Source organism: Paenibacillus rhizophilus, assembly GCF_003854965.1.
GTDB lineage: Bacteria > Bacillota > Bacilli > Paenibacillales > Paenibacillaceae > Paenibacillus_AQ > Paenibacillus_AQ rhizophilus.
This window is the reverse complement of record NZ_RQPI01000009.1, coordinates 42,088-64,369: the sequence shown is the minus strand read 5'-3', so window position 1 is coordinate 64,369 and position 22,282 is coordinate 42,088. Positions and strand designations below refer to the sequence as shown.

The 22,282-nt window shown below is 52.5% G+C and carries 14 protein-coding genes; 7 read left to right on the top strand and 7 right to left on the bottom strand.

Annotated elements, in window-relative coordinates:
- Window positions 1–38 precede the first annotated feature (38 nt).
- Window positions 39–2,339 carry a helicase C-terminal domain-containing protein gene (locus EH198_RS15765; RefSeq protein WP_246014360.1) on the bottom strand — a complete coding sequence of 767 codons (2,301 nt, stop codon included), beginning with the start codon at window positions 2,337–2,339 and terminating at the stop codon, window positions 39–41.
- 329 nt (window positions 2,340–2,668) lie between these two features.
- Between EH198_RS15765 and EH198_RS15760 the strand changes: the two genes are divergently transcribed.
- Window positions 2,669–4,468 (top strand): LTA synthase family protein, encoded by a 1,800-nt coding sequence (locus EH198_RS15760; protein ID WP_124696588.1) that lies wholly within the window; start codon window positions 2,669–2,671, stop codon window positions 4,466–4,468.
- 159 nt (window positions 4,469–4,627) lie between these two features.
- Here EH198_RS15760 and EH198_RS15755 read toward each other — a convergent pair whose 3' ends face one another.
- Window positions 4,628–5,059 carry a MarR family winged helix-turn-helix transcriptional regulator gene (locus tag EH198_RS15755; RefSeq protein WP_179037478.1) on the bottom strand — a complete coding sequence of 144 codons (432 nt, stop codon included), beginning with the start codon at window positions 5,057–5,059 and terminating at the stop codon, window positions 4,628–4,630.
- 282 nt (window positions 5,060–5,341) lie between these two features.
- On the opposite strand from EH198_RS15755, the gene EH198_RS15750 reads away from it, so the two are divergent.
- Complete coding sequence (locus EH198_RS15750) at window positions 5,342–7,039, top strand: methyl-accepting chemotaxis protein (protein WP_124696477.1); 1,698 nt, start codon at window positions 5,342–5,344, stop codon at window positions 7,037–7,039.
- Between the two features lie 28 nt (window positions 7,040–7,067).
- Complete coding sequence (locus EH198_RS24380; protein ID WP_148091506.1) at window positions 7,068–7,325, top strand: hypothetical protein; 258 nt, start codon at window positions 7,068–7,070, stop codon at window positions 7,323–7,325.
- Here the strand turns inward: EH198_RS24380 and EH198_RS15745 are convergent.
- On the bottom strand, window positions 7,322–8,104 hold the full coding sequence (locus EH198_RS15745; protein ID WP_124696476.1) for a DMT family transporter: 783 nt from the start codon (window positions 8,102–8,104) through the stop codon (window positions 7,322–7,324). The genes EH198_RS24380 and EH198_RS15745 overlap by 4 nt on opposite strands.
- 114 nt (window positions 8,105–8,218) lie before the next feature.
- Between EH198_RS15745 and pdxR the strand changes: the two genes are divergently transcribed.
- Window positions 8,219–9,625, top strand: a complete 1,407-nt coding sequence (pdxR, locus tag EH198_RS15740) for a MocR-like pyridoxine biosynthesis transcription factor PdxR (protein ID WP_124696475.1) — start codon at window positions 8,219–8,221, stop codon at window positions 9,623–9,625.
- A 75-nt stretch (window positions 9,626–9,700) separates the two neighbouring features.
- Here the strand turns inward: pdxR and EH198_RS15735 are convergent, their stop codons facing one another.
- Window positions 9,701–11,716, bottom strand: a complete 2,016-nt coding sequence (locus tag EH198_RS15735; RefSeq protein WP_124696474.1) for a putative bifunctional diguanylate cyclase/phosphodiesterase — start codon at window positions 11,714–11,716, stop codon at window positions 9,701–9,703.
- A 308-nt stretch (window positions 11,717–12,024) separates the two neighbouring features.
- Window positions 12,025–14,694, bottom strand: a complete 2,670-nt coding sequence (locus EH198_RS15730) for a glycoside hydrolase family 31 protein (protein ID WP_221621533.1) — start codon at window positions 14,692–14,694, stop codon at window positions 12,025–12,027.
- Between the two features lie 641 nt (window positions 14,695–15,335).
- Here EH198_RS15730 and EH198_RS15725 point away from each other — a divergent pair.
- Window positions 15,336–16,910 (top strand): response regulator transcription factor, encoded by a 1,575-nt coding sequence (locus EH198_RS15725; RefSeq protein WP_124696473.1) that lies wholly within the window; start codon window positions 15,336–15,338, stop codon window positions 16,908–16,910.
- Here the strand turns inward: EH198_RS15725 and EH198_RS15720 are convergent.
- Together EH198_RS15720 and EH198_RS15715 are read right to left on the bottom strand one after the other, a co-directional pair.
- Entirely contained in the window at window positions 16,903–17,904 is a 1,002-nt protein-coding gene (locus tag EH198_RS15720; protein ID WP_124696472.1) for a Gfo/Idh/MocA family protein, read from the bottom strand. The genes EH198_RS15725 and EH198_RS15720 overlap by 8 nt on opposite strands.
- An 81-nt stretch (window positions 17,905–17,985) precedes the next feature.
- The gene (locus tag EH198_RS15715; RefSeq protein WP_124696471.1) at window positions 17,986–18,927 is read right to left on the bottom strand and encodes a 1,4-dihydroxy-2-naphthoate polyprenyltransferase; all 942 of its coding nucleotides are present in this window, start codon (window positions 18,925–18,927) and stop codon (window positions 17,986–17,988) included.
- Window positions 18,928–19,201: 274 nt separating this feature from the next.
- Here EH198_RS15715 and EH198_RS15710 point away from each other — a divergent pair, with 274 nt between their 5' ends.
- Entirely contained in the window at window positions 19,202–19,825 is a 624-nt protein-coding gene (locus EH198_RS15710) for an acetate uptake transporter (RefSeq protein WP_124696470.1), read from the top strand.
- Between the two features lie 238 nt (window positions 19,826–20,063).
- Window positions 20,064–22,268 carry a putative bifunctional diguanylate cyclase/phosphodiesterase gene (locus EH198_RS15705; RefSeq protein ID WP_124696469.1) on the top strand — a complete coding sequence of 735 codons (2,205 nt, stop codon included), beginning with the start codon at window positions 20,064–20,066 and terminating at the stop codon, window positions 22,266–22,268.
- The last annotated feature ends 14 nt before the right edge of the window (window positions 22,269–22,282 follow it).

Below are 22,282 nucleotides of genomic sequence, written 5' to 3'. Positions count from 1 at the left end.
GACGCGGTCAGGCGTTTCTTCTTGAAAATTATACTGCGTTATCCAAGCACGCGGTAGTCTCTCCATTCGTCCGGCAGCAGCCATACATAAGGGGGCTCCAGGAAGCGGTCGTCGGCAAGGATAATCCCGCCGGTATCGTGTTCACTGCGAATGAGCCGTCCTCCCGCCTGAAGCACCTTGCACATACCGGGGTACACGTAAGCGTAGTGAAATCCGTTCTTGCCCCGGGCGCTGAAATACTCCCTCAACAGGTTGCGCTCCAATCCAAGCTGAGGCAGGCCGACACCGACGACCATGACGCCGTTAAGCCGGTCTCCCGGCAAATCGACCCCTTCCGAGAAAATACCGCCCAGCACGGCAAAGCCGAGCAGCGTCTCCTCGTTGCCCGGACGGAATGCCTCAAGAAACCTCTCCCGTTCCTCCTCGCTCATCCCGCTTCCCTGCACGAGCGTCCTTACCCCGGGCACAGCGGCGGCAAAGACATCGTATACGTCCTGTAAATACTGGTAGGAAGGAAAAAAGACCAAATAGTTCCCTTTCCGGGCGGCCATCGCCGCGAGCGCCGTTGAAAGCGGGACAAACGAATGCTCCCGGTCGCGAAAGCGCGTCGATACCGGCAATATGCCGATCTCCCACTGTTCCTTATGAAAAGGGGAAGGCACCGTGAGGCTGTAATCCTCTTCACCCGCACCGAGCATTTCCCGGTAATAAGAAAGGGGCGACAGCGTCGCCGAGAAAAAAATCCGGCTGCGGAAGCCTTTGGAAGACAGCGCCAGCAGATGCGACGGGTCCAGATTGAACAGCTTCAGGAAGACATCCCCTCCGCCGATTTCCGCATAGGTGATGTACCGCTCATCGTACATCTTGCAGGCACGCAGCACCCCTTGGGCGTCATAGTATGCCTCAAGCAGCCCTTCCTCCTGCTCCCCTTCCGTAAGGAGCACCGGAGAGGGCCGGAGCAGTTCCCGCTCCGCCTCCTGCACGAACGCCTCCAGCAGTCCCGGCAGCTCCTCCGGATACATGCTCCATTTGCCCGTGCCGGACGGCCCGCATTCTTTGCGCAGAGCGATAAACAAAGCGTTAACGCCACCCGCGGCGCCGCTCAGCGCGCGGTTCCGCGCCTTGTAGTTTCGTTTCAGCGCCAGAAAGGGCGCCTTTCGCAGGCCCGCGGAGAACATCTCCCGGCCGCGGTCGACCAGATTATGAGCCTCGTCGACAAGCAGCGCCGTCTCCTTCTTCCGTTCCTCCGCAAGCCGCTTCATGCCGATGCGGGGATCGAAAATATAATTGTAATCGCAAATCACGGCGTCGCTTACATACGCCGCATCAAGCGACAGCTCGAACGGGCATACCGTATTCTTGCGGGCGTATTGTTCCAGAACCCGCCGGTCCATCAGCGTCTCGTGTTCAAGCATATCCATCAGCGCGCCATTAATGCGGTCATAATACCCGTCGGCAAACGGGCAGTAGTCCGCTCCGCAGAGCCCCTCTTCCCGGAAACAGGCCTTTTCCTTGGCCGTCAGCGTAACTACATGCAGATGAAGGCCGCGGGAGGACATTAGGGCGAAGGCTTCCTGCGCAGCTATCCGCGTAATGGTCTTTGCCGTCAAATAGAACAGACCGCGCAGCAGCCCCTCTCCCATCGCCTTGACGGCCGGAAATAGAGTGGACATCGTCTTCCCTATGCCCGTCGGAGCCTGGGCGAACAGGTTAACGCCTTCCGAAATGGAGGTGTAGACCGCGCCGGCAAACCGCCGCTGCCCTGCACGGTAGGCGGGGAACGGGAACTCCAGCCTGCGGATGCTTTCGGTCCGGCGTTCCCCGTGCTCAAGCAGCAGAATCGCATAGGGAGCGTAGGCCGCCGCCGTAACGCCCGCAAAATCCGCCGCTTCCCCGGCGGTCACGAGCCGCTCGAAGCTCTTCTGCTCTCCGGTCGTACTGTGCACATAGGTAAGTCTGACCGTGATAGCCGGAAGCCCCTGTTCCAAGGTAATCATATGCGCATACATGAGCGCCTGAGCCCAGTGTACTTCGCGGCCCTCCTCCGGCAGCTCCGGTCCCCCGGTCGATTTGATCTCCTCGACGGTAAGACTCCCGTCCGCAGACAGCAGCAGCCCGTCGCAGCGTCCGAAGACGGCTACAATCAGCTCCCCGCAGGGAATCTCTGCGCTGAGATATACTTCTTTCCGGTCGCCTTCTTTATACAGCTGCTGGACTTTCTGGTGTATGCGCGTTCCCTCCGCCATGGAGGCGCTGCTGCGGAAGCCCGATTCGAGGCTGCCGCTGCGATACACATACTCCACAAGCGATCTTACTGAAATGGTTACGACGGAAGCCAAGGTAAGCCTCTCCTTCCTAAGCCTTTATGCTGTTTCCGGTGCGCCTTTCCTCGATTTTCGCCCTTCTCCCCTGCTATAGGTTCATTTCCGGCCTAAAAAGCAGCTAGCATCCGCAGCATGTCGTTTTGCGCCTTTCGGCGCGCTGCTTCTTGTTTTGACATTCCTTTTACATAACGGCATAATGAATTTTATACTGGCGATTTCTTGTCTTTTGCGCTAAATATTTGCTTTGGGCGAGAGCGTCGCTTCACATCGAGAAAGAAGGCGGAGCCGTGACATCTATTAACATTAAACGATGGATCGTTAAACCCTTTATTTTTTTCACCATCATGTTTATTCTCAAGAGCTATTTGGCCTGGGCGGTCATTTTCGATAATCTGCTGCCGTGGAAATCGCTGCTTACCGAAATCCCTTTTGCCTGGGCGCTGTTCTGCATTATCGAGCGCTTCGCGTCAAAGCGCAAACTCGGCTATTATATGACAGTCAATCTGCTGGTAACGGCGATTTTTTTCGCAGCCATTATGTATTTTAAATACTACGGTGTCATCGTCACCTACCATGCCGCCGAGCAGGTCAATCAGGTGACCGCCGTCCGCAACAGCGTATTTTCATTGATGGACCCTTATTATTTGCTTATTTTCGCGGATATCATCGTGCTGGGGTATTATTTTCTTTTTAACCGAAACGGCCGGATCTACAAAAAGGAACAAATCAACCTCGGACGCGGCAGCCGGAAGTTTTCGGCTCTATTCGCCGCTTCGCTCGCGCTGTGTCTGTTCAATGTGCTGCCGAACAAGGCCAGCATGAACGAAATCAAGAAGGCGCAGGAAATGGGCATTCTCAATTATGAAGCTTATACGATCTTCGCTCAAGAAAAAATCGACCTCGTCAAAGCCAGCGATATTACGCAGAAAGCCGTCGATTCGGCCAAGGGGATCGGTGCTCCCGCGAATCCGCGCCTGCAGGGCGCTGCCAAGGGCAAGAATCTGATTATCCTTCAGATGGAATCGCTGCAGAATTTCCTGATCGGACTTAAGATCGACGGCAAGGAGATTACACCGAACTTTAACGCCGTGATGAAGGAAAGCCTGTATTTTCCGAACTTCTATCAAATGGTCGGTCAAGGCAACACATCCGATGCGGAGTTCGTCGTCAATACGTCCTTTTACATCCCTCCGCGGGGAGCAGCCACGCAAATGTACGTCGACAAGGTGCTGCCAAGCCTGCCGCGTTTAATGGAGAAGAACGGCTATCAGACAGCCACCTTCCACACGAACGATGTGGAGTTCTGGAACCGCGGCGAGCTCTACAGCTCGCTCGGCTGGGGCAAATATTACGACCATCGGTTCTTCGGCGACGAGGACACCTTCTTCTTCGGACCTTCCGATGAGGTGCTGTACCGCAAAACGACCGCCAAGCTGAAGGAAATGAGCGCAAGCGGCCAGCCGTTCTACGCACAGATCATTTCGATGTCGGCCCATCATCCGTTTACGATCCCCGAGGAAAAATACAAGATGAAGCTGCCGGAGCGTTATGAAGGCACTTTTGTGGGCGATTATATCCGGGCGCAAAATTACGCTGATTACGCTTTTGGCCAGTTGGTTCAGGAGCTTAAAGAGACCGGTCTCTGGGACAACAGCCTGATTATGATCTACGGCGACCACATGGGGCTGCCGATTTACTCGCTTGACCATGACGACAAAGAGCTGATGACCGAAATTTACGGCCATGAATACGGGTACGGCAACATGACCAATATTCCGCTGATCGTTCACGGTGCTGGCACACCGCCGCAGACGCTGGAGCAGGTCGGAGGCGAAATCGATATCATGCCTACCGCCGCCAATTTGCTGGGCGTATCTGTTAAGGATCATCTGCATTTTGGCCAGGATATCATTAATCAGACTAATAACCTTCTGCCCGAGCGTTACTACCTGCCATCCGGCTCATTTATCGCCAGCTCCGGGCTGCTCATTCCCGGCAACAGCTTTGAGGATAACAGCCAGTATCCTATTGCACTCAGCAGCAAGCCGCCCGCCGCCACGGAGGATGAATACAACCGTGCGCTCCGGCTGCTGCAGCTCTCCGACAGTTATGTGTCCCAGCTGCCCGAGAAAAAGACAGAATAGGCCGCGTTACTTAAGACTTAAGCGGCCCCCGCAAATAAAGAGCCCGCAGCGAAAGAATACAGCGGCTCCTTTGACGCCAAAAGCCATGCTCCCCGCGGGAGCATGGCTTTTGGCCGTTTATGAAGCGCAGCATCACCTTCCGGCGTGCGCCAGAAGCGACTAACGCTCCTGCCTGTCCAACATATCGTAATACTCCGCGAATCGGTGAAGCTCCTCCGGTGTCAGAATCGATAAATATTCTTCCAGCAGGACAAGCGAGCGGCGCTGCCCTTCGGCGCACATAATCTCGCCTTTTTCGGTAAGCGTAACCACAACGGCCCTGCGGTCGTTCTCGTCCTGCTCCCTGTTGACCAGGCCAATCGCATCCATGCGGTCAAGCATTACCGTAATCGCACTCGATTTGACCTCCATCCGCTCGGCAAGCGTCACCACCCTCGCTCTTCCCTCGCGGGCTATCATATTCAGCAAAGCAAACTGGGGGAATGTCAGTCCAAGCTCCTTCTGCAAGGACATTCCCGATATAATTTTTCGCTGCACCCTCCACATCGATAATCCGATTTGTTCCACAAGCGGGTCCGTTTCTGGTGGCATTTTGCATTTCAGCTCCCATTTCATTGTCCTGATTCTAGCGTACCATTTTGTACCGTTTCTGTTCAATGTGCAAGGCTGAAAACAAAAAAACGTGGCCTCTTTGCCGCATTAAAGCGCTCTTATGAAGAAGTCTTTAATTTCCACTAAATTTTCAAATGAAAGCTGCCGTTAATTATTATTAAGGAGCCAACATTATAGGTAATAGGACACAGCCAATGAATCCTCAATCTGATATAATCCGCATTAATATTTAACAACAGTTTAGTAAAATGGGGGAAACGTATGAAATTGGCAAGTAAATTAACTTGGATGATGCTGCTCGTGCTTCTGCTTGTGGGATCATCCATCGGATTCTTCGGCTATCGCGCCGCCTACAGCCAGCTGGATGAGGCTGCAGGTATCGAGCTTGTAGGCTGCGCCAATATTACAACCGGACTTGTAGATCCCGGGCAGCTTGCCGCTCTTGTCGCGGGCGACACCAGCAAGCTTGGCGCAATTGAGAACCGGATCGGCTGGATTGTGGAGCATAAGCCGATCTTTAAGGAGGTCTTTATTCTGTCGCTGGACGGCAAAATCCTTGCCGCGGACAAGAATATGAAGGCCAGGGGATATAAGGCGGGAGATTCGTTTTATTTTAGCGACGAAGATAAAAAAATGATTACCACCATGAAACACTCTACATACTCTAAGGTTTACACATACCAAGGCACCTCACTGAAAACCGGCTACGGCCCCATTTACCAAGATCACGATCCTACCAAACCGATTGTCGCCCTGATGGCCATCAACTTTGACGGTCCGCTGGTTCAGGAAAGAACGCTTGAAATTATGAAACAACCTCTCATCATCGGCGCGTCCATCCTTATTGCCGCTATCCTGATCGCTTATTTTTTCATCCGCCGCTTGGTCAGCCCGCTGACCAAACTGTCACGCGCTGTCAATCAAGTGGCTCACGGCGATCTTACTCAGGAGGCTCTGGTCCTGACCAGCAAAGATGAAATCGGCAAGCTGGCCAGCGATTTTAATGAAATGAAAGACAATCTGAGCAGGCTTATTACCGAAGTAAACGATACCTCCCTGCAGGTCGCTTCTTCATCCCAGGAACTGTCGGCAAGCGCACAGGAGACGAACCGCTCAGGAGAGCATACGGTTAACGTAACCATCGAGCTGGCGGAAGGCGCGCAGGTGCAGCTTCGCCACTTGGAGAGCAGCTATCAGGCCGTGCAGGAAATGTCAGGGTTTATTGCCGAAATCGCGCTGAGCGCCGACCAAGCCATGAACGATGCCGTCCAGGGAGCCGACCAGGCCCGCTCGGGAAGGGAATCTATGGATTCCACGACAGAGCAGATGAGGGTCATGAGCGGAAGCATTAACGACCTGTCCGGCATTATTCATACGCTGGGCGGTCACTCCAAAGAAATCGAGAGCATCGTCGGCACGATTGCGAGCATCGCGGCGGAGACAAATCTACTGGCGCTGAATGCGGCCATCGAAGCCGCCCGCGCCGGCGAAGAAGGACGCGGCTTCGCCGTTGTCGCCAATTCCGTCCGCAAGCTGGCGGAGCGGTCGGGGGATTCCGCCCGGCAAATCGGCGAACTGCTCGGCCTGATTGTCGCCCAAATGGATCTGGCCGGAGATACGATGAACCGTTCGACCGTGGAGATGCAGCACGGTACGGAAATGGTGACCAATGCCGGACAATCCTTCGCGGAGATTGAAACGGCCGTTTCCGGCATGGCGGCTCAAAGCCGGGAAATCTCCGAAACGGTGCAGCAGCTGGCACAGATCGCCGACGGACTGGTCGATGCGATCCAGAATACCGTCAGCGTGTCCAATCAAACTGCCGAAGGCGCGGAAAGCTTGTCCGCTACTTCGCAGCAGCAGCTCGCGGCCATGCAGGAGGTTGAAGCCTCCTCAGCTTTCCTCTCTTCCTTGGCGGACAAGCTGCAAGGGCTCGTGGAACAGTTCAAAGTGGCTTAAACCACATTTTTTCAGCTTCCATTCGCCAATGCGGAGAACACAGAAGCCAGGCGGACCGGATTTTCCGGCTCCCCTGGCTTTTTATTTTACATTTCGCGGCAAGTCGGGAAGTTCCATGCCGAACGGAGGGAAGGCATCAGACCCCCGGAAGGCGGAATCGCCTTGGCCGCCGGATGGAGGCGCCCGAAACGAGCAGGATTCCGGCGAATACCAAGCCGGCTCCCACCAAATGGCGAAGAGCCAGCGGCTCACCCAGAAAGACGCAGGACATCCAAAGCGCGTTTAGCGGTATACAGCCTGTGAATACGGCGGCCGTAACCGAACCTGCGCCACTCCGCGGAACCACAGCACATAGGCAAGCGCGGTGACAAACAGCCCGTAATACAGGACAATTCCCGCATCCGCAGGCCCAAAGCCCTTGTATCCGGACCGGAACCATTCGGCGGCGGAGCAGACCAGAAACATAAAGAAAGCGAAAGCTGTTACATAGGTCGTTGCAAGCAGGGAGGATACGCGGGGCGACAACATTTTCCGCAGTACGGTGAGCGCCGCTTCTCCGCCAACGGCCGCCGACAGTAGCAGTATGCCGAGGACGGATGCCGGATTGTCCCCAGAAGCGGACATAAGCAGGGGCGGAAGCTGAATGACCGCGATGCCCGCCAGTGAACATATGACTCCGCCCCCTGTCCGCACAGTCGGCCTCTCTCCCAGCAGAATCCAGGAGAGCAGCGCCACCGCCGCCGGGGCAAGACTGGTCATAACTCCCCCCTCGGCGGCAGAAGCGTATTGCAGTCCATACAGCATAAATACCCGGAAGAGAAACATTCCGAAAAAAGCCTGTGTCGCCAGCAGCAGCATATCACGCCTTCCTACTTTCCATCCGTTCCGGCGCCCGTGCAGCGTGAGCGGAATCAGGATGAGCAAAGCAACTGCAAGGCAGACCGTCTGGGATAAGAACAACGGAAGCCGCAGAGCTGACAGCTTCCCGGCGACAACGGAGCTGCCTATAATCATCGCGGCGCCGCTAAGTTCCGCATAGGCGGACAGATGAACTTTCCTTGTCATACTATAATTTCACCACTTTCGTCTTGTTGTTATATACTTTAATCGCGAAAAGCGGTTGTTCGTAGTGCCATTTTGGAAGAATTTATAGAGTACCGCTTTGGAAAAGGAGTTGTTATGTGGATCGATATTGACAAGCGTTCAAACGTTCCGATGTTCCGCCAGATCCATCTCGCCGTGCGAGGTCGCATCCTCTCGGGCGAACTAGCCGCCGGACTGCGGCTCCCGTCAACCCGGGAACTGGCGGCCGGGCTCGGTGTATCGCGCAATATTGTATTGGAGGCGTATGAGCTGCTCCTGGCAGAAGGGTTCATTGTTGCCCGTTCCGGATCGGGCACCTATGTCGCGGAGGGCGCATTCATTCCGCCTACGGCGTCTGCCTCCGCTCCCCGGCCGAGAGCCGCCAGCTCCCTTAGCTGCATCGGCCCGCAGCCCGGAGAAGCGGCGGAGAACGGCTTCGTCTCCTTTAGGACGGGCCTGCCCGCACTGGAACTGTTCCCCCGCAAGGTCTGGGGCGATCTACTGCGGTCCGCCGCCCGGGACGCGGAGCAGTCTTCCTTTGGTTATGGCGACTCCGCCGGCGACCCGCGTCTAAGATATATTTTATCCCGCTACCTCGCAGACACGCGGGGCGTGGCCGTCCGCCCCGAACAGCTTGTCATTACGGCCGGGGCGGTTCAGGCCATTCATCTTACCTCCTCCCTGCTTCTTGCGGAAGGGGACAGGGTCATGGCCGAAGAGCCGACCAATCCCGAGCTGAAAAGCATCCTGTCCTCCACAGGCGCCGCCTTGCACAGTCTGCCAGTCGACGATTCCGGCCTTGTCACCGCCGCTTTGCCCGGTTCGTTTCCACCCAAGCTGATTTATGTAACACCGTCCCATCAATTCCCTGTTGGCGGCATTCTGCCGATCCAGCGGCGGATCGAGCTTATCGTCTATGCCCAACATACCGGCAGCCTTATTCTGGAGGACGATTATGACAGTGAGTTTAGATACGACGGCGTTCCCGTTCACTCACTCCAAAGCCTTGCCCCGGAGCAGGTATTCTACGTCGGCACTTTCAGCAAAGTAATGTTTCCCGCCCTGCGAATCGGCTATATCGTGCTTCCAGCGGCCTACGCCGCGGATTTTGTACGACTGAAACGGCTAATCGATTATCAGACCCCGGGGCTGGAACAGCTCGCGCTGGCGCAATTCATTGAACAAAAAGGTCTTCACTCGCATATTTACAAAATGAAAAAAGTGTACCGCCGCCGCCGCGGCGTTCTCCTCGAATGCCTCAACCGGGCTTTCCCGGAGCGTATCCGTATTTGCGGCCGTGCGGCGGGGCTTCATCTGACAGCAGAGTTCTCTTCCCCGCTGCCGAAGAACCTGTCCCGGCTTATGAAGGAGGAGGGGGTGTATACGGCCGTCCTCGAGGGAAACCGGGTGGTTATGGGTTACGGCCATCTGAAGGAAGAGCAAATCAGGGAAGGCGTACAGCGGCTGAAGCGGGCATTGAACCGGGGAACCGGACAGCATTAAAACGAGGGCGGCCGAAGCTTTCCTTCGGCCGCCCTCTGTATGTACAATTATGGCTTGCAACTATGGCTTATGCTCTTATACCGCCGCCGCATTGTCCGTAAACCACTGGCCCAGCTCATGAACCGGCATCGGACGGCCGTAATAGTAACCCTGCATGACCCGGCAGCCCAGCGATTGCAGCAGCTCGATCTGTTCCGGCGTCTCTACGCCTTCCGCAACGACCTCCATATTGAGGTTTCTGGCGATGGCGATAATGTTGCTGATGATCGCCTTCTTGGAGTGCATCTTGCTCTTGCGGATGAACACCTGGTCGATCTTGAGCGTATTGACCGGAATTTCATCCAGATTGCCAAGGGAGGAAAAGCCCGTCCCGAAGTCATCCAGGGACACTCTGACACCCAGATTGCGCAGCTTGGACAATTGGGCCACCGTCTCCTCCATGTTGTTCATCGCAATCGACTCCGTAATTTCAAGCTCCAGATAATGCGGGGACAAACCCGAACGCGCCAGAGCTTCTTCGACTATTTCATACAGATTCTCCGACTCGAACATCCGAGCCGACATATTGATCGATACGGCGACCGAAGCGACTCCTTCTTTATGCCAGAGCATATTCTGGCTGCATACCTCATGCAGCATCCAGTACGTAATGGGCACAATCAGTCCCGTCTCCTCCGCGATCGGTATGAACTCGGCCGGAGAAATAATGCCGTGCTCGGGATGCCTCCAGCGCAGCAGGGCTTCGAGGCCGACGGTTACGTTCATGAGGGAGTCCCACTTCGGCTGGTACACCACCATGAATTCGCACTGCGCCAGCGCCTTGCGCAGATCCTTCTCCAGGGACATTCGCCGAAGCTGATGCCGGTTCATCTCCTGGTCGAACATGCTGAATTTATTTTTGCCGGAATCCTTGGACGTATAGAGCGCGGTATCCGCAGCTTTCATCAAGGAGGAACGGTCCGTTCCGTGCGCCGGAGCCATACTGATGCCGACGCTGGCTGTGACGTACAGATCATTGCCTTCAATCCGGTACGATTTCTTGACCTCCTGAAGAATTCGGCCCGCTTCGTCCGCTGCCTCCTCCGGGGTAAAATCGGGTTCGGCGATCAGGAATTCATCTCCTCCCAAACGGAATACATTCCCCTTTGGACTCACGCTCTGAAGCAGCCTTGAAGCTACTTCCTGCAGCAGCATATCGCCAATATCATGGCCAAGCGTATCGTTAATCGATTTAAACCGGTCCAGATCGACAAAGAACACGGCGCCTGGCCGGCCGGCCAGAAACCAATTTCTAAAATAACGTTCCAATCCATGGCGGTTCGGCAAGCCGGTTAACGGATCATGGTAGGCCATCCGCTCAAGCATATGCCTGTCCAGGAAAACGGCGCCGCCGGATATCCCGAACATGAAGAGGGTGACGAGCGACACACCCATCAGCAGAATGACATCCGTCTCAAGCAGGGAAGGATTGGAGCCGAGCCAGCTGTCGTAAGCAAAATGGCTGGCCCGCATACTCGTATAGTGCATGCCGCTTATCGCTATGCCAAGCAGCAGCGCGGAATACAGCTTCCAGCGGTTGAAGCCGGGCGAATCCTTGAATCTGCCGATCAGCAGCATGCTCATAAACGAGGCAATGAGCGCGATCATGACGGAGATGCTCTGGCTTGGCAGATAGTAATGAATCTGCGCCTCTATCTTCATCGAGGACATCCCTACATAATGCATGACGGAGATTCCCGCACCCAGCAGCAGTCCGCTGGCCGCGCAGCGCAATAATGTCATCCGCTGTGCCAGCGAATTGGACAGTCCCAAATAACAGAAGACGATGCCGATAAGCATGGACATAATGGCTTTCCCCGGGCTGTAGCGCACGTCAAACGGCAGCCGGACGGCCAAAATCCCGACAAAATGCATCGCCCAGATGCCGCTTCCGAGAGCGCAGGCTCCCGTGAGAAGCCATAAACGGCGCGTTCTGCTCGTTGCGGAAGGAACTTGGCAGATCAAATTTAAAGCGGAGTAGGACGCCGTCACCGAAAGCACGAATGAGAGCAGCATAATCCATACATTATAGTGGATTCCCATATGATCCATTGGTCAACCTCTTCATCGGTTAGTAATGATCCGGTTTTTTGCGGGGCAGAAATTCAGGCGCGGTTATTGGCGGATAGCGATATATGGAAATAGCTGCAAAAAATATTAGGATGAGAAAAAATTCGCAAAGAATTAACTTTAGCTGTATTCTACCTTGTATCCGGCGGACTGTCTAAGTAAATACTGGAACTTGTGCCCTTTTTTCGGACGCTGTAATAAATGTCCACATTTGATAAACGCGATGCTCAAACACAAATAGACCAGGCGATTATGCCTGGTCCATTTGCTTAGCTTATTCATCAAGCGTTTTAGTTGAAAATCTTAACTTTGTGGCTCTCGTTTACCGGGATTTTGACATACAGCACTTTCTCTGCGCTGTCAAAGTAGTAGCCGTTTGCTGCTTTGCCCAGTTCGTCCAAGCTGGCTGCTTCCGCATATTTGTCATTGGCTGCTTCCACTTTATTCGGCACCGTGGCATTATGCAGCTTCAGAGTGTAGGACTGAATGTCGGAAGCGAAGTTTTGAGTTTTTTTGTTCTGGCTGAACTCAAGGTGATTGCCCTTTTGATCAACGTTGAATTCGGTAATGTTAAATTCGCCTCTGGTGTAATCCTCGGTTTTAGCATCGTCTTCATAGAAGCTGTAAGATGCTTTGTTATTCAGATAAGTGTCGAGAACCAGGTTCGTCAATTTCTTCTCACCGGAATGTTGCTGAACTTCACGGCGCGGGATAATCGAATCCTGCTTCACGTAGATCGGAAGCGTTCCAAGATCGGCATCTTTGTGGATCGTTTGTCCGCCTTCAAATACTTCGCCAGTCCAGTAGTCTACCCATTTCACGCCTTCCGGCAGGTATACGTCACGGGAAGTAGCGCCTTGAAACACAATTGGCGCCATCATCAGAGATTGGCCAAACATGAATTGGTCTTGGATATCATGAGTCTTCTGGTCCTGCTGGAACTGGTACACGAGCGGTTGGAAAATGAGATTGCCTTTTTCATGCGCATCTTTGAACGCGTTGTAAAGGTAAGGCATCAATTCATAGCGCATGGAAATGTACTTGCGGCTGATATCCTCAACTTCTTTTCCGAACTGCCATGGCTCTTGTCTGCCCCATGCCAAGCTTTTAGCCGCGTCTGTTTCCATCGGGCTCTTACCGTCATTGTTGTAGTGGTCGCGGGAGAACGGATAGAATGCGCCGACTTGAACCCAACGAGCAAACAATTCAGGTGTAGCTACAACGTCTTCGTAAGGTTTTTTCGCAAAGCCGCCGATATCGTTTCCGACCATCGCCATACCTGTCAAACCGACATTAGCGTCTTGGAAAATCGAAATTCTAAGCATTTCCCATCTGCTCCAGTTATCGCCTGTCCAGGTTGCGGTAGCGTAACGCTGCGTACCTGTAAACGAAGCACGCGTCAAGATAAACGGACGAACGTTCGGTTTATTCGTTTTGAAAGCTTGATCTGTGGCTTGAGCCTCAGTGTGGGCGTAAACGTTATGCACTTCTTCATGCGTTAATTTTTCACCATTGTCCGTCTCAAAAACTCTATCCAGCGGTAACGTCCAATAGTCTACCGTACTAAAGTTAGCCGGTTCGTTCATGTCGTTCCAAATGCCGTCCGCGCCTTTATCAAAGACCGGTTTATGCCATTTCGCCCACCAGTCGCGGGTTGCTTGTTTCATGAAGTTAGGGAAAACGGATTTGGATGGAACGCCCCAAGGCCAAACTTTACCCAAATAGTTGGTGCCATCCGGATTTTTAACCCAAAGATCTTTTTGAGTCCCCTCGGTATAAGGAATATATTCCGGTTGTCCCGGGTCAGGCACACGAATCGCAGGATCGATGATGGAAGTATAATGGAAACCCTCATCGTGCAAGCGTTTGTTCATTCCATCCGGGTCCGGGAATTTATCGCCAAAGTAGAAGTTTTTATAGTCATCCATCCATTCGATGTCAAGCATCACACCGTCAATCGGAATGTTCTTTTCACGGTAGGTTTGAGCCACTTGCTCAATATCCTTTTGATGGTAGCCCCAAGCGGATTGATGGAAGCCCATCGCCCATTCAGGCGGCATCTGCATTTTTCCGGTCAAATCCGTGTAGCGGTTAACGATATCTTTCATTTCCGGTCCATTGATGAAGTAGTACGTCAATTTTCCGCCATCGGCCCAGAAGTAGTAGTAATCGTCGCTTTCAGCAGCCATGTTGTAGTAAGAACGGTAAGTATTATCGAATAAAATACCGTATGCTTTGTCACCCTTCAACCCGATAAAGAATGGAATCGAAGAGAACGTGTATTTCGAAACCGGTTCCGGCAGATTCTCGCGGTTCCATACTCCGATTGCTTTACCGCGATGGTTCAATCCGGTTGTTTTCTGTCCGAATCCGTAAAAATCTTCGTTTTTGTCGGTTTTCTTGAACACGTAAGGCTTGCCGTTTTCGTAACCTACGCCTTGGTCCGCGTCTTCGTTGATCACATTGCCGTCTTTATCCAAATATTTGATGCCGAACGGGCTTTTGTTGATGTCTACCGTTAAGCTATCGGACTTCAATACAATTTTCTTGTTATCTTCTGTTACTGTGAATTTAGGACTTTTCCAATCTGTTTCCACGATACCGACGGAAGTGAATTCTTTATCGCCTTTTTTAATGATCGATACTTTGGAAATGTCGGAAGACAGCAAACGGATATATGATTCCATTTCTCCCAAATTCAACTTCACGCCGTTGTCCAGCTTTTCGACGCCTTGAACACTCAGCTTTTGCAGATTGTTTTTATCCAAAGGTCTTTCATCATGCACTTGCTGCTGGTTGCCGTTCTTATCGACCATCTTGCCTTCCCATACTTGTGCCCCAGGCGGAGCCACAAGCTCTGCAGCCTCGGAAATTAGAGGCGTTAGGAAATTGCCTGATATTAAAAATGTAGTTGCCAGCATTAATCGTGACCATTTCTTCATACGCTGTTTACGCGACATTAGATCTGTCTCCTTATTCTGAACAGTTTAAAAAGCTTCATCAAGTCAAACTCCCGGGTTTCTGGCGCCTACTACCAAGTTAGCAACAGAATTCGATATGAACAATGGGAACTTACACCTACAAACTTTTGGAAAACGATTTCAAAGGGGGTCGGATTGTGCTCGACGAGCGAACCTTTCTAAGGGGGAAAATCGTGGCGGGGCTTAGCTTCAGGCCTGTTCAAGCTCTTCTTTTACAAATTGGATCAGCATACTTTTATTTCCTAGATAATTGGTTGACAATCGCAATTAATAGCCAAGGAGAACTAAGGACTATGGTTTATACCGGCATCGATATCAAATCGTCAACCTTTTATTTATTTCAAATATATTGATAAATCACACTATGTCACTGCTAGTTTCTTTTTATTAACAAATCTATGCATTAAATGTAACTCCAAGCGTGCCTCTCTATAAACATTGACAAGGTGTAAAATATTACGCTCTTCACTCAATATAAAACACCTTCCTTTGGGTTAGCCCGATAACTCGCACGCGGAACATGATTCATATGACTCTGTAAAGTGCTTCATCTATTCAGTAAGATTAAACCGGGTAGGCCTTGCATCCAAAAAGAATCTCGCATCAAGAGGGGGAATAAGATGTATAAAGTTCTAATTGTCGATGATGAGGCTGTCATCCGTAACGGTATCAGCGCCATTATTGATTGGGAAAAGGAAGGAATGCTCGTAGAAGACCATTACGCCAACGGAACAGAGGCTCTGGCTGCCATGAGTGAACGTTCCTTCGATATTCTGATTACGGATGTCAAGATGCCTATAATGGACGGCATTCAGCTCACGAAGCGGGCGCTGGAACTGTATCCCTGGCTCAAGGTGATCCTGATCAGCCACTACAGCGATTTCGAATATGTCAAAGAAGGGCTTAAGGTGGGGGCCGCCGATTATTTGTTGAAACTGACCTTGAACCGGGATGAACTTCTTGCCGTTCTTCGAAGATGTGTCTCTCTGCTGGAGGAAGAAAGGAAGAGAGCTCTCGAACTGAATTATTTTCGGCAAAGCGCGGCTTACCGGAAACGAAAAGGTCTCGAACAGGAGATTAAAAGGCGGATCGTGCAAAAAAGGCCCTCCTCCCTGGCAACCGGTTGGGCGCCGGCATGGATGGACAGAAGATATGCCTGCGTCTATCTCACACTGGACAAGGCCGAGGAATGGATTGAAAATTACGGTTATTTGTACGTCCATTTTCTGCTGGAAGAAATACAGGAAGCGTTCTATGAACATATTGCGGAAGGAGCAGCCATGCTTGCGGCAGACAGCAGCCTGTTTCTAGTCGTTCCCGATAATGAGGGAGATTCCGAAAAGCTAATCCTGGAGTGGAAGAGCGCACTGGAAGCCGGAAGAGGAATCTCGACTTCAGCGGGTACCGCGGTCAAGCAAGGCATACATCATCTTCTTATGGGATTTTCTGACAGCCACTCCGCCTGCCAAAGACGTTTTTTTGAGGGGCTTGGCGGTTTGTATCCGATGAAGGTCGTTGAAACCGGGGTTAAAGCCTGTAAAAATACATATATCCCCAATGATTGGACGCTTTTTTTCGAAATGATCCGCAGCGGCGATCCGGTCTCATCAGCAATCGAGTTAGCCTTGGAGCGCTGGAAGAACGGGACTTTGAACCCGGAACAAGTACGGCAGGAGGCTTGCGAGCTGCTTGCAGGCGTCCATCATTTACATCCGGATTCCAGATGGCTGCTTCCCCACAGGCAAGATATGCTCCTCCGGACAGAGACACTGGAGCAGCTCTCGTCTTATTTAATGGGTCAGTTGGAGGAAATCCGCCAGTCTCTGATGCCTGCACTGGCCGATAACGGTTACGGGGGCCAGTTAATTACGAAGGCGCTGGAGTACATCTCCGCCCATTACACGGAGAATTTGACGCTTCGGAGCGTAGCGGATATCGTGCACCTCAGCAAAAGCTATTTCAGTCTGTATTTCAAAAAACAGACCGGGCGCAATTTCATCGATTACCTGATCGAGCTGCGAATCAGGGAGGCGAAACGGCTGCTCGCCCAAAACGATATTCGGATTTACGATGTAGCCGGGGCGTCAGGTTTTAAAGATGTGAAATATTTTGGCAAGGCATTCAAAAAAGTGACCGGTCTGACCCCGCTCGAATACAGGGAGAAGCACCAGGTGACCGGATCGTATGTCAATTAAGAAGCGTTACTCTTCTACGTCCGGCAGCGGAAGCCAGGCAGGCTTCCAGCAGCTTCATATTCAGTACGGCATCTTCCGGTTCAAACAGCGGTGGAGCCTGGCCGAATACGGCGGAGGCGAAATTGTCCACCTGACAGGTAAAAGGATTCGCGCCGGGGGCATCCACCCGCCTTACGCCGCCTCCGGCATAAATGAAGAATTCGGCATCGTCCGTCCTGGCGTTAAAAGGCATCGGGATTTCAATGCGGCCTTCCGTGCCGATGACCTCCAGAAGCTGGCGCTCATAGGCCCACATTCCGCATTCGAAGATAAGGCTGTGGCCGCCGGAAAACTCCACAAGCCCCGAGGCCATCATATCAACGCTATCATGCTCCGTCGAGAACAGCGCATGCACGGTCGCCGCTTCCGGTTCCGTGCCGAACAGAAGCCGCGCGGCGCTAAGGGGATAACAGCCGATATCGTACAGCGATCCCCCGCCCCATTTCGACTTAAACCGGACATTGGAGCTATCCGAGGCGTTGTTATAGGTAAACGAACCCCGTATGGCGCGGAGGCCGCCGATTTCGCCTGACTGCAAAATAGCCTTCAGCAGCGGATACCGCGGATGATGCCGGTACATGAACGCCTCGGCCAGATGAACCCCGGCCTTCCGGCAGGCTGCCGCCATCTCGGCGGCTTCCCCGGCGCTTAAGCTGATTGGCTTCTCGCACAGCACATGCTTCCCGGCTTCCGCCGCCCGGATCACCCACTCCCGGTGCAAATGATTGGGCAGCGGAATATAGACCGCGTCCACCTCCGGGTCCCTCAGAAGCTCCTCATAGCTTCCGTATGCCTTCTTTATCCCAAACTCCTGAGCGATGCGCGAGCTCTTCGAAATTCCCCGGCTGGCCACCGCTTCAAGGACAGCCGATTTCGATTCGGCAATGGCCGGCATCATCGTGCCTGTCGCGATTTGCGCGCAGCCCATAACTCCAAAACGAAGCGGACGCTGCATTTCTTGGCCCCCTTTCTTGTCTTAGGCTTGTCTTCACTCCTATTGCCATAATGCGGCGCCAGGGTCAGAGGTGGCTCCGCCCTAAAGAAGCAGGGCCACAACGAGTACGGCAATGCGCGCCGCATTCAGCAAAAGGAAGTTTTTCACGGAGAGAACAAAGGTCGTGGCTTTTTCCTGCCTTTCGTCAAACTTGGCCAGATTTCGGCGCAGCGGGATCAGTGTCGGCAGCAGAAGCAGCACAAGCAGCGGGTGTACGCCCAGAATCAGCAAAAGGGCCAGATCCACGTACGACACATAATAGAGCAGCTTGAACAGCGTGAGCGCATTTGCTTTGCCGATGTAGACCGGCAGCGTGTAACGGCGGTTATCGACATCCTCATCAATGTCGCAGATGTTGTTCGCCAGCATGATATTCGCAATGCCGAGAATCGCCGGCACCGAGAACCAGAACAGGTAGATCGTTTCCACAAGATTCAGCTGAAAATGAACCCATCCCCGCTCCAGGGTCAGCACCGCCAGCATATCATCCGTATGGATGTAAGCGGAGATAAAGATGATGACAAAGCCCATAAACAGCCCCGAGAACAGCTCCCCAAGCGGCATCCGTGATATGGGAACCGGCCCGAATGAGTAGAGAATGCCGATCAAAAAGGACAGGCCGCCCAGCAAAAAGACGAGCAGTCCGGTCTGCGCCACAAGCAGCAGCCCGCAGCCTGCCGCCAGCAGCAGCAGCAAGACGATGACGCCGACCACGACACTTTCCTTTAATTTGTGCGCAACGATGGCATTATGCGTTTCATAGCCGTAGCCGTGCGTTCTTGACGCTTTTTTAAAGTCGTAATAATTGTTGACCGCCGTTGTCGCCATATCAAAGCTGAGCAGCGACACCAGCATCAGCGCAAAGCGCCATGTGTAAAAATGCTCAAACCGGTAAAGGGCATAGAGCGTTCCCATTGTCAAAGGAATGACGCTCGCCACTTTGGTCTGAATTTCAACCAATTTCAAAAAGCTTTTTACGTTCACCGGCTCACCCCGAAACGGGAAGCCTTCTTAATAAATGTCCTGTTCTTCATGCCGCAGCCTCTCGCCCCCAGTTAATAATAATTCTCATTTATTCATTATACATCAGTCATGCAAATGAATGTCACAAGTTCCTCCAAATTTCGACCGGATAACCCTATGTTCGTTATAGGCAAGCCCTAAGCGATATGGTATGATAGGCTGACTTGTACTGGAATCGATTCCATTCGTCCTTACTAAGTCAACCATTTTAACCGTATTGGAGGCTTTATTGTTTATGTCAGCGCATCCTTCTTCTTCCCAGTCCGTCCAAATCGTTACCGCCGATCCAAGCGCGATTGGCCTGTTTGGACTGGCCATCGTCACCCTGGTGGCCTCTTCGCAAAAGCTTGAGATCACAGAAGGCCTAAGCTATGTAATTCCATGGGCGGTCTTTCTCGGTGCATTCGCCCAGCTGTTTGCCTGCATTCAGGATGCCAAGCACAACAACACCTTTGGCATGACCGCTTTCGGAGCCTATGCCTTTTTCTGGTTCGGCATGGCCGGAAGCTGGCTGATCAAGCTTGGCGTATTCGGTACCGTGCTTGCCGAAGCCGTCGATCCGAAGCAGCTCGGCTTCGCGTTCCTCGGCTATCTGATTTTCACACTGTTTATGACTATCGGCGCTACCGAAGCCAATAAAGTGCTGCTGATTATTTTCGCGCTGATCGATCTGCTGTTTCTTGGCCTGACCTTCAATTCTTTCGGAATCGCCGCGGAAGCCTTTCACAAACTGGCGGCCTTCTCGGAGCTCGGCATTGGCATCGTCTCCCTTTACGGCTGCGGCGCTTCCGTCCTGAACGCCCATTTCGGACGCACCTTCCTGCCGCTCGGCGCTCCGCTTCGCATCTTCAAAAAATAACAATAAACCTAATGCAAATCAGTCAAACGGATATACGCGTCGTTCCATACAGGGGAGACGCGCTCATCCGTTTCTTTTTTGCTGTTTGACCGCTTAAATCCTATTGACGAGGCGGCTCTACTAATGACATGCTATACAAGAATGACCAAGCGCCTGGCTTATAAATTCTTTATTTTAAAAATACTTTGACGAATGATGTTGCCATGCCTGCACACTTATTCGTTGTCGGAGGCAGATTATGGCTTTCTTTAAGAAAAAGCCTTTAACGATCATCCTCGTCTTCATCGCTATTCTTCAAATATTATTGTTCTATTACTATACCTTATCGGTTGACCGGGAGTACCGTGCCGCCAAAGCCGATTTGTCTTCTCAAGCCTTCATGCTAACATCGAATATCGAAGAGAGAGCCTCGATTGTCAAAGGCGTCAGCTCCTTTGTCCAAACCGTCGGCTTCGACGCCGGCCCGAGTGTGATTAACGGCTACTTGTCCACTGCCTACCACAGCACCAACCACCTGATGAATATGGTCATTGCGCCGGACGGCATCATCCGCTATCTATATCCGATCGACGGCAATACGGCCATTCTCAATAAAAGCCTCCTGCTCGATCCCAAGCTGTCCACACCGGGCATGATTCAGGAGACGATACGCTCCCGTTCCATCACCGTTGACGGTCCGCGGATGCTTGCCCAAGGCGAATACGGGATGGTCATCAGACAGGCGCTGTTTAAAAATAATTCGTTCGAGGGCATCGTCTCCGTCACGCTTCGCATTAACGATATTATCAGCCATTTTCTGGGCAGCAATTCCGAGGCGTATATCACAGGGATGGATCATGCCTATTTGTTCGGCTCCCATACGGAGAACAAGGGCACCTTGATCAGTATTCCGATCCGTTTCTATAACCAAAGCTGGCTGATTAACACCCACCTCGACCCCAGAGCGAAATGGAACGCGCTCATCAGCGTACTTCTGGTCGATTTTTCCTTTTTGTCGATCATTGCTTCCGTTTTATATTTCTTCACCCGGCAAAGACGGTTCAACCGCGAGCTGGAACAGGTGGTCAATATCCGCACACGCGATCTTCGCATATCCGAAAGGCTGTACGAGAAGCTGGCCTACTATGACAGTCTGACCGAAATTCCGAACCGCCGTTTTTTTATGGACGAATTTGACCGCTTGCTCAAGGCGGCGGAACCTGCGCAGACCTTTACTCTGTTCTTTTTCGACCTCAACCGGTTCAAGGAGATTAACGATACGCTGGGACACTCGGCAGGCGACCGGGTCATCCGCACCCTCGCCAGAAGAATACATAATGCCAATCTTCCCTGTAGGCTGTTCGCTCGAACCGGAGGGGACGAATTCGTCATGCTGTTTCAGGACCTGCCGCGGGATCAAATCCCGGAAATGGCCGAACAGCTCAGCGCGGTCGCTTCAAAGCCGCTTATCATAGCCGGAACGCATCTCAACCTGTCCACCAGCATCGGCATTTCACTGTATCCGGAGCATTCCACGACTAAAGAGGATTTGCTTAAATATGCGGACATGTCCATGTATCAGGCCAAATCGACGGATGGGCAAGGTTATTACCTGTTTGACAACCAGCTCCGGGAGAAGCTGCAGCAAAAAACGATGATTGCCAAATATCTGCATTCCGCTCTGGAAAACCATGAATTTGTACTGCACTATCAGCCTCAGGTCAATGCCGCCACCGGCGATGTCATCGGTTTGGAAGCGCTGGTCCGCTGGAACCATCCCGAAAAGGGGCTGCTCCTGCCGGGCTATTTCATCTCGGCCGTAGAGGAAGCCGGACTCATGACCCAGCTGACCGATTGGGTGATCCATGAAGTATGCCGGCAGCTGGCCGCATGGAAGCGGGAAGGACTGCAGATTCTGCGCACTTCCGTTAATATTTCCAACAGCTGGTTTTATAACCGCAATCTGATCCCGATGCTTATGTCCATCTTCGGACATTACGGACTTGCACCTGACTGCCTTGAGTTCGAGATTACGGAGAGCACCGCCCTGCTGGAGGAGCACTACCCGTTGCTGCAGCAAATGCGTGACCGTGGAATTATCGTGTCCGTCGACGATTTCGGCACCAAATATTCTTCTCTGAATTACCTGAAGCATTTCCCCGTCAACAAAATCAAAATTGACCGCACCTTCATCGTTGGCATCGGCCAGAGCTCTATCGACGAGACGATCATCAAATCCATCGCTTATGTCGCTTCGCAGCTTGGCTACCATCTGATTGCCGAAGGCGTAGAGAAGCGGGAGCAGGCTAATTTCCTGTTGGCGCACGGCTGTAAGCATGTGCAGGGCTTTCTTTTTTACCGTCCTCTTCCCGCAGGGGAAATCGGACCTCTGCTGAAACGCCTAGAGTCGGCAATGAAGGCAGGGACCGCTGGAATAGATGAGTGCAAGCATGCAAACGAATAAGACAATCACAGGCA

Excerpts from the sequence above, each read along its gene's own strand:
- EH198_RS15735 (WP_124696474.1), bottom strand. The coding sequence starts at position 11,716 with ATGGATCATATGGGAATCCACTATAATGTATGGATTATGCTGCTCTCA.
- EH198_RS24380 (WP_148091506.1), top strand. The coding sequence starts at position 7,068 with ATGCGGAGAACACAGAAGCCAGGCGGACCGGATTTTCCGGCTCCCCTG.
- EH198_RS15745 (WP_124696476.1), bottom strand. The coding sequence starts at position 8,104 with ATGACAAGGAAAGTTCATCTGTCCGCCTATGCGGAACTTAGCGGCGCC.
- EH198_RS15710 (WP_124696470.1), top strand. The coding sequence starts at position 19,202 with ATGTCAGCGCATCCTTCTTCTTCCCAGTCCGTCCAAATCGTTACCGCC.
- EH198_RS15725 (WP_124696473.1), top strand. The coding sequence starts at position 15,336 with ATGTATAAAGTTCTAATTGTCGATGATGAGGCTGTCATCCGTAACGGT.
- EH198_RS15755 (WP_179037478.1), bottom strand. The coding sequence starts at position 5,059 with ATGCCACCAGAAACGGACCCGCTTGTGGAACAAATCGGATTATCGATG.
- EH198_RS15760 (WP_124696588.1), top strand. The coding sequence starts at position 2,669 with ATGTTTATTCTCAAGAGCTATTTGGCCTGGGCGGTCATTTTCGATAAT.
- EH198_RS15750 (WP_124696477.1), top strand. The coding sequence starts at position 5,342 with ATGAAATTGGCAAGTAAATTAACTTGGATGATGCTGCTCGTGCTTCTG.
- EH198_RS15705 (WP_124696469.1), top strand. The coding sequence starts at position 20,064 with ATGGCTTTCTTTAAGAAAAAGCCTTTAACGATCATCCTCGTCTTCATC.
- pdxR (WP_124696475.1), top strand. The coding sequence starts at position 8,219 with ATGTGGATCGATATTGACAAGCGTTCAAACGTTCCGATGTTCCGCCAG.
- EH198_RS15720 (WP_124696472.1), bottom strand. The coding sequence starts at position 17,904 with ATGCAGCGTCCGCTTCGTTTTGGAGTTATGGGCTGCGCGCAAATCGCG.
- EH198_RS15730 (WP_221621533.1), bottom strand. The coding sequence starts at position 14,694 with ATGTCGCGTAAACAGCGTATGAAGAAATGGTCACGATTAATGCTGGCA.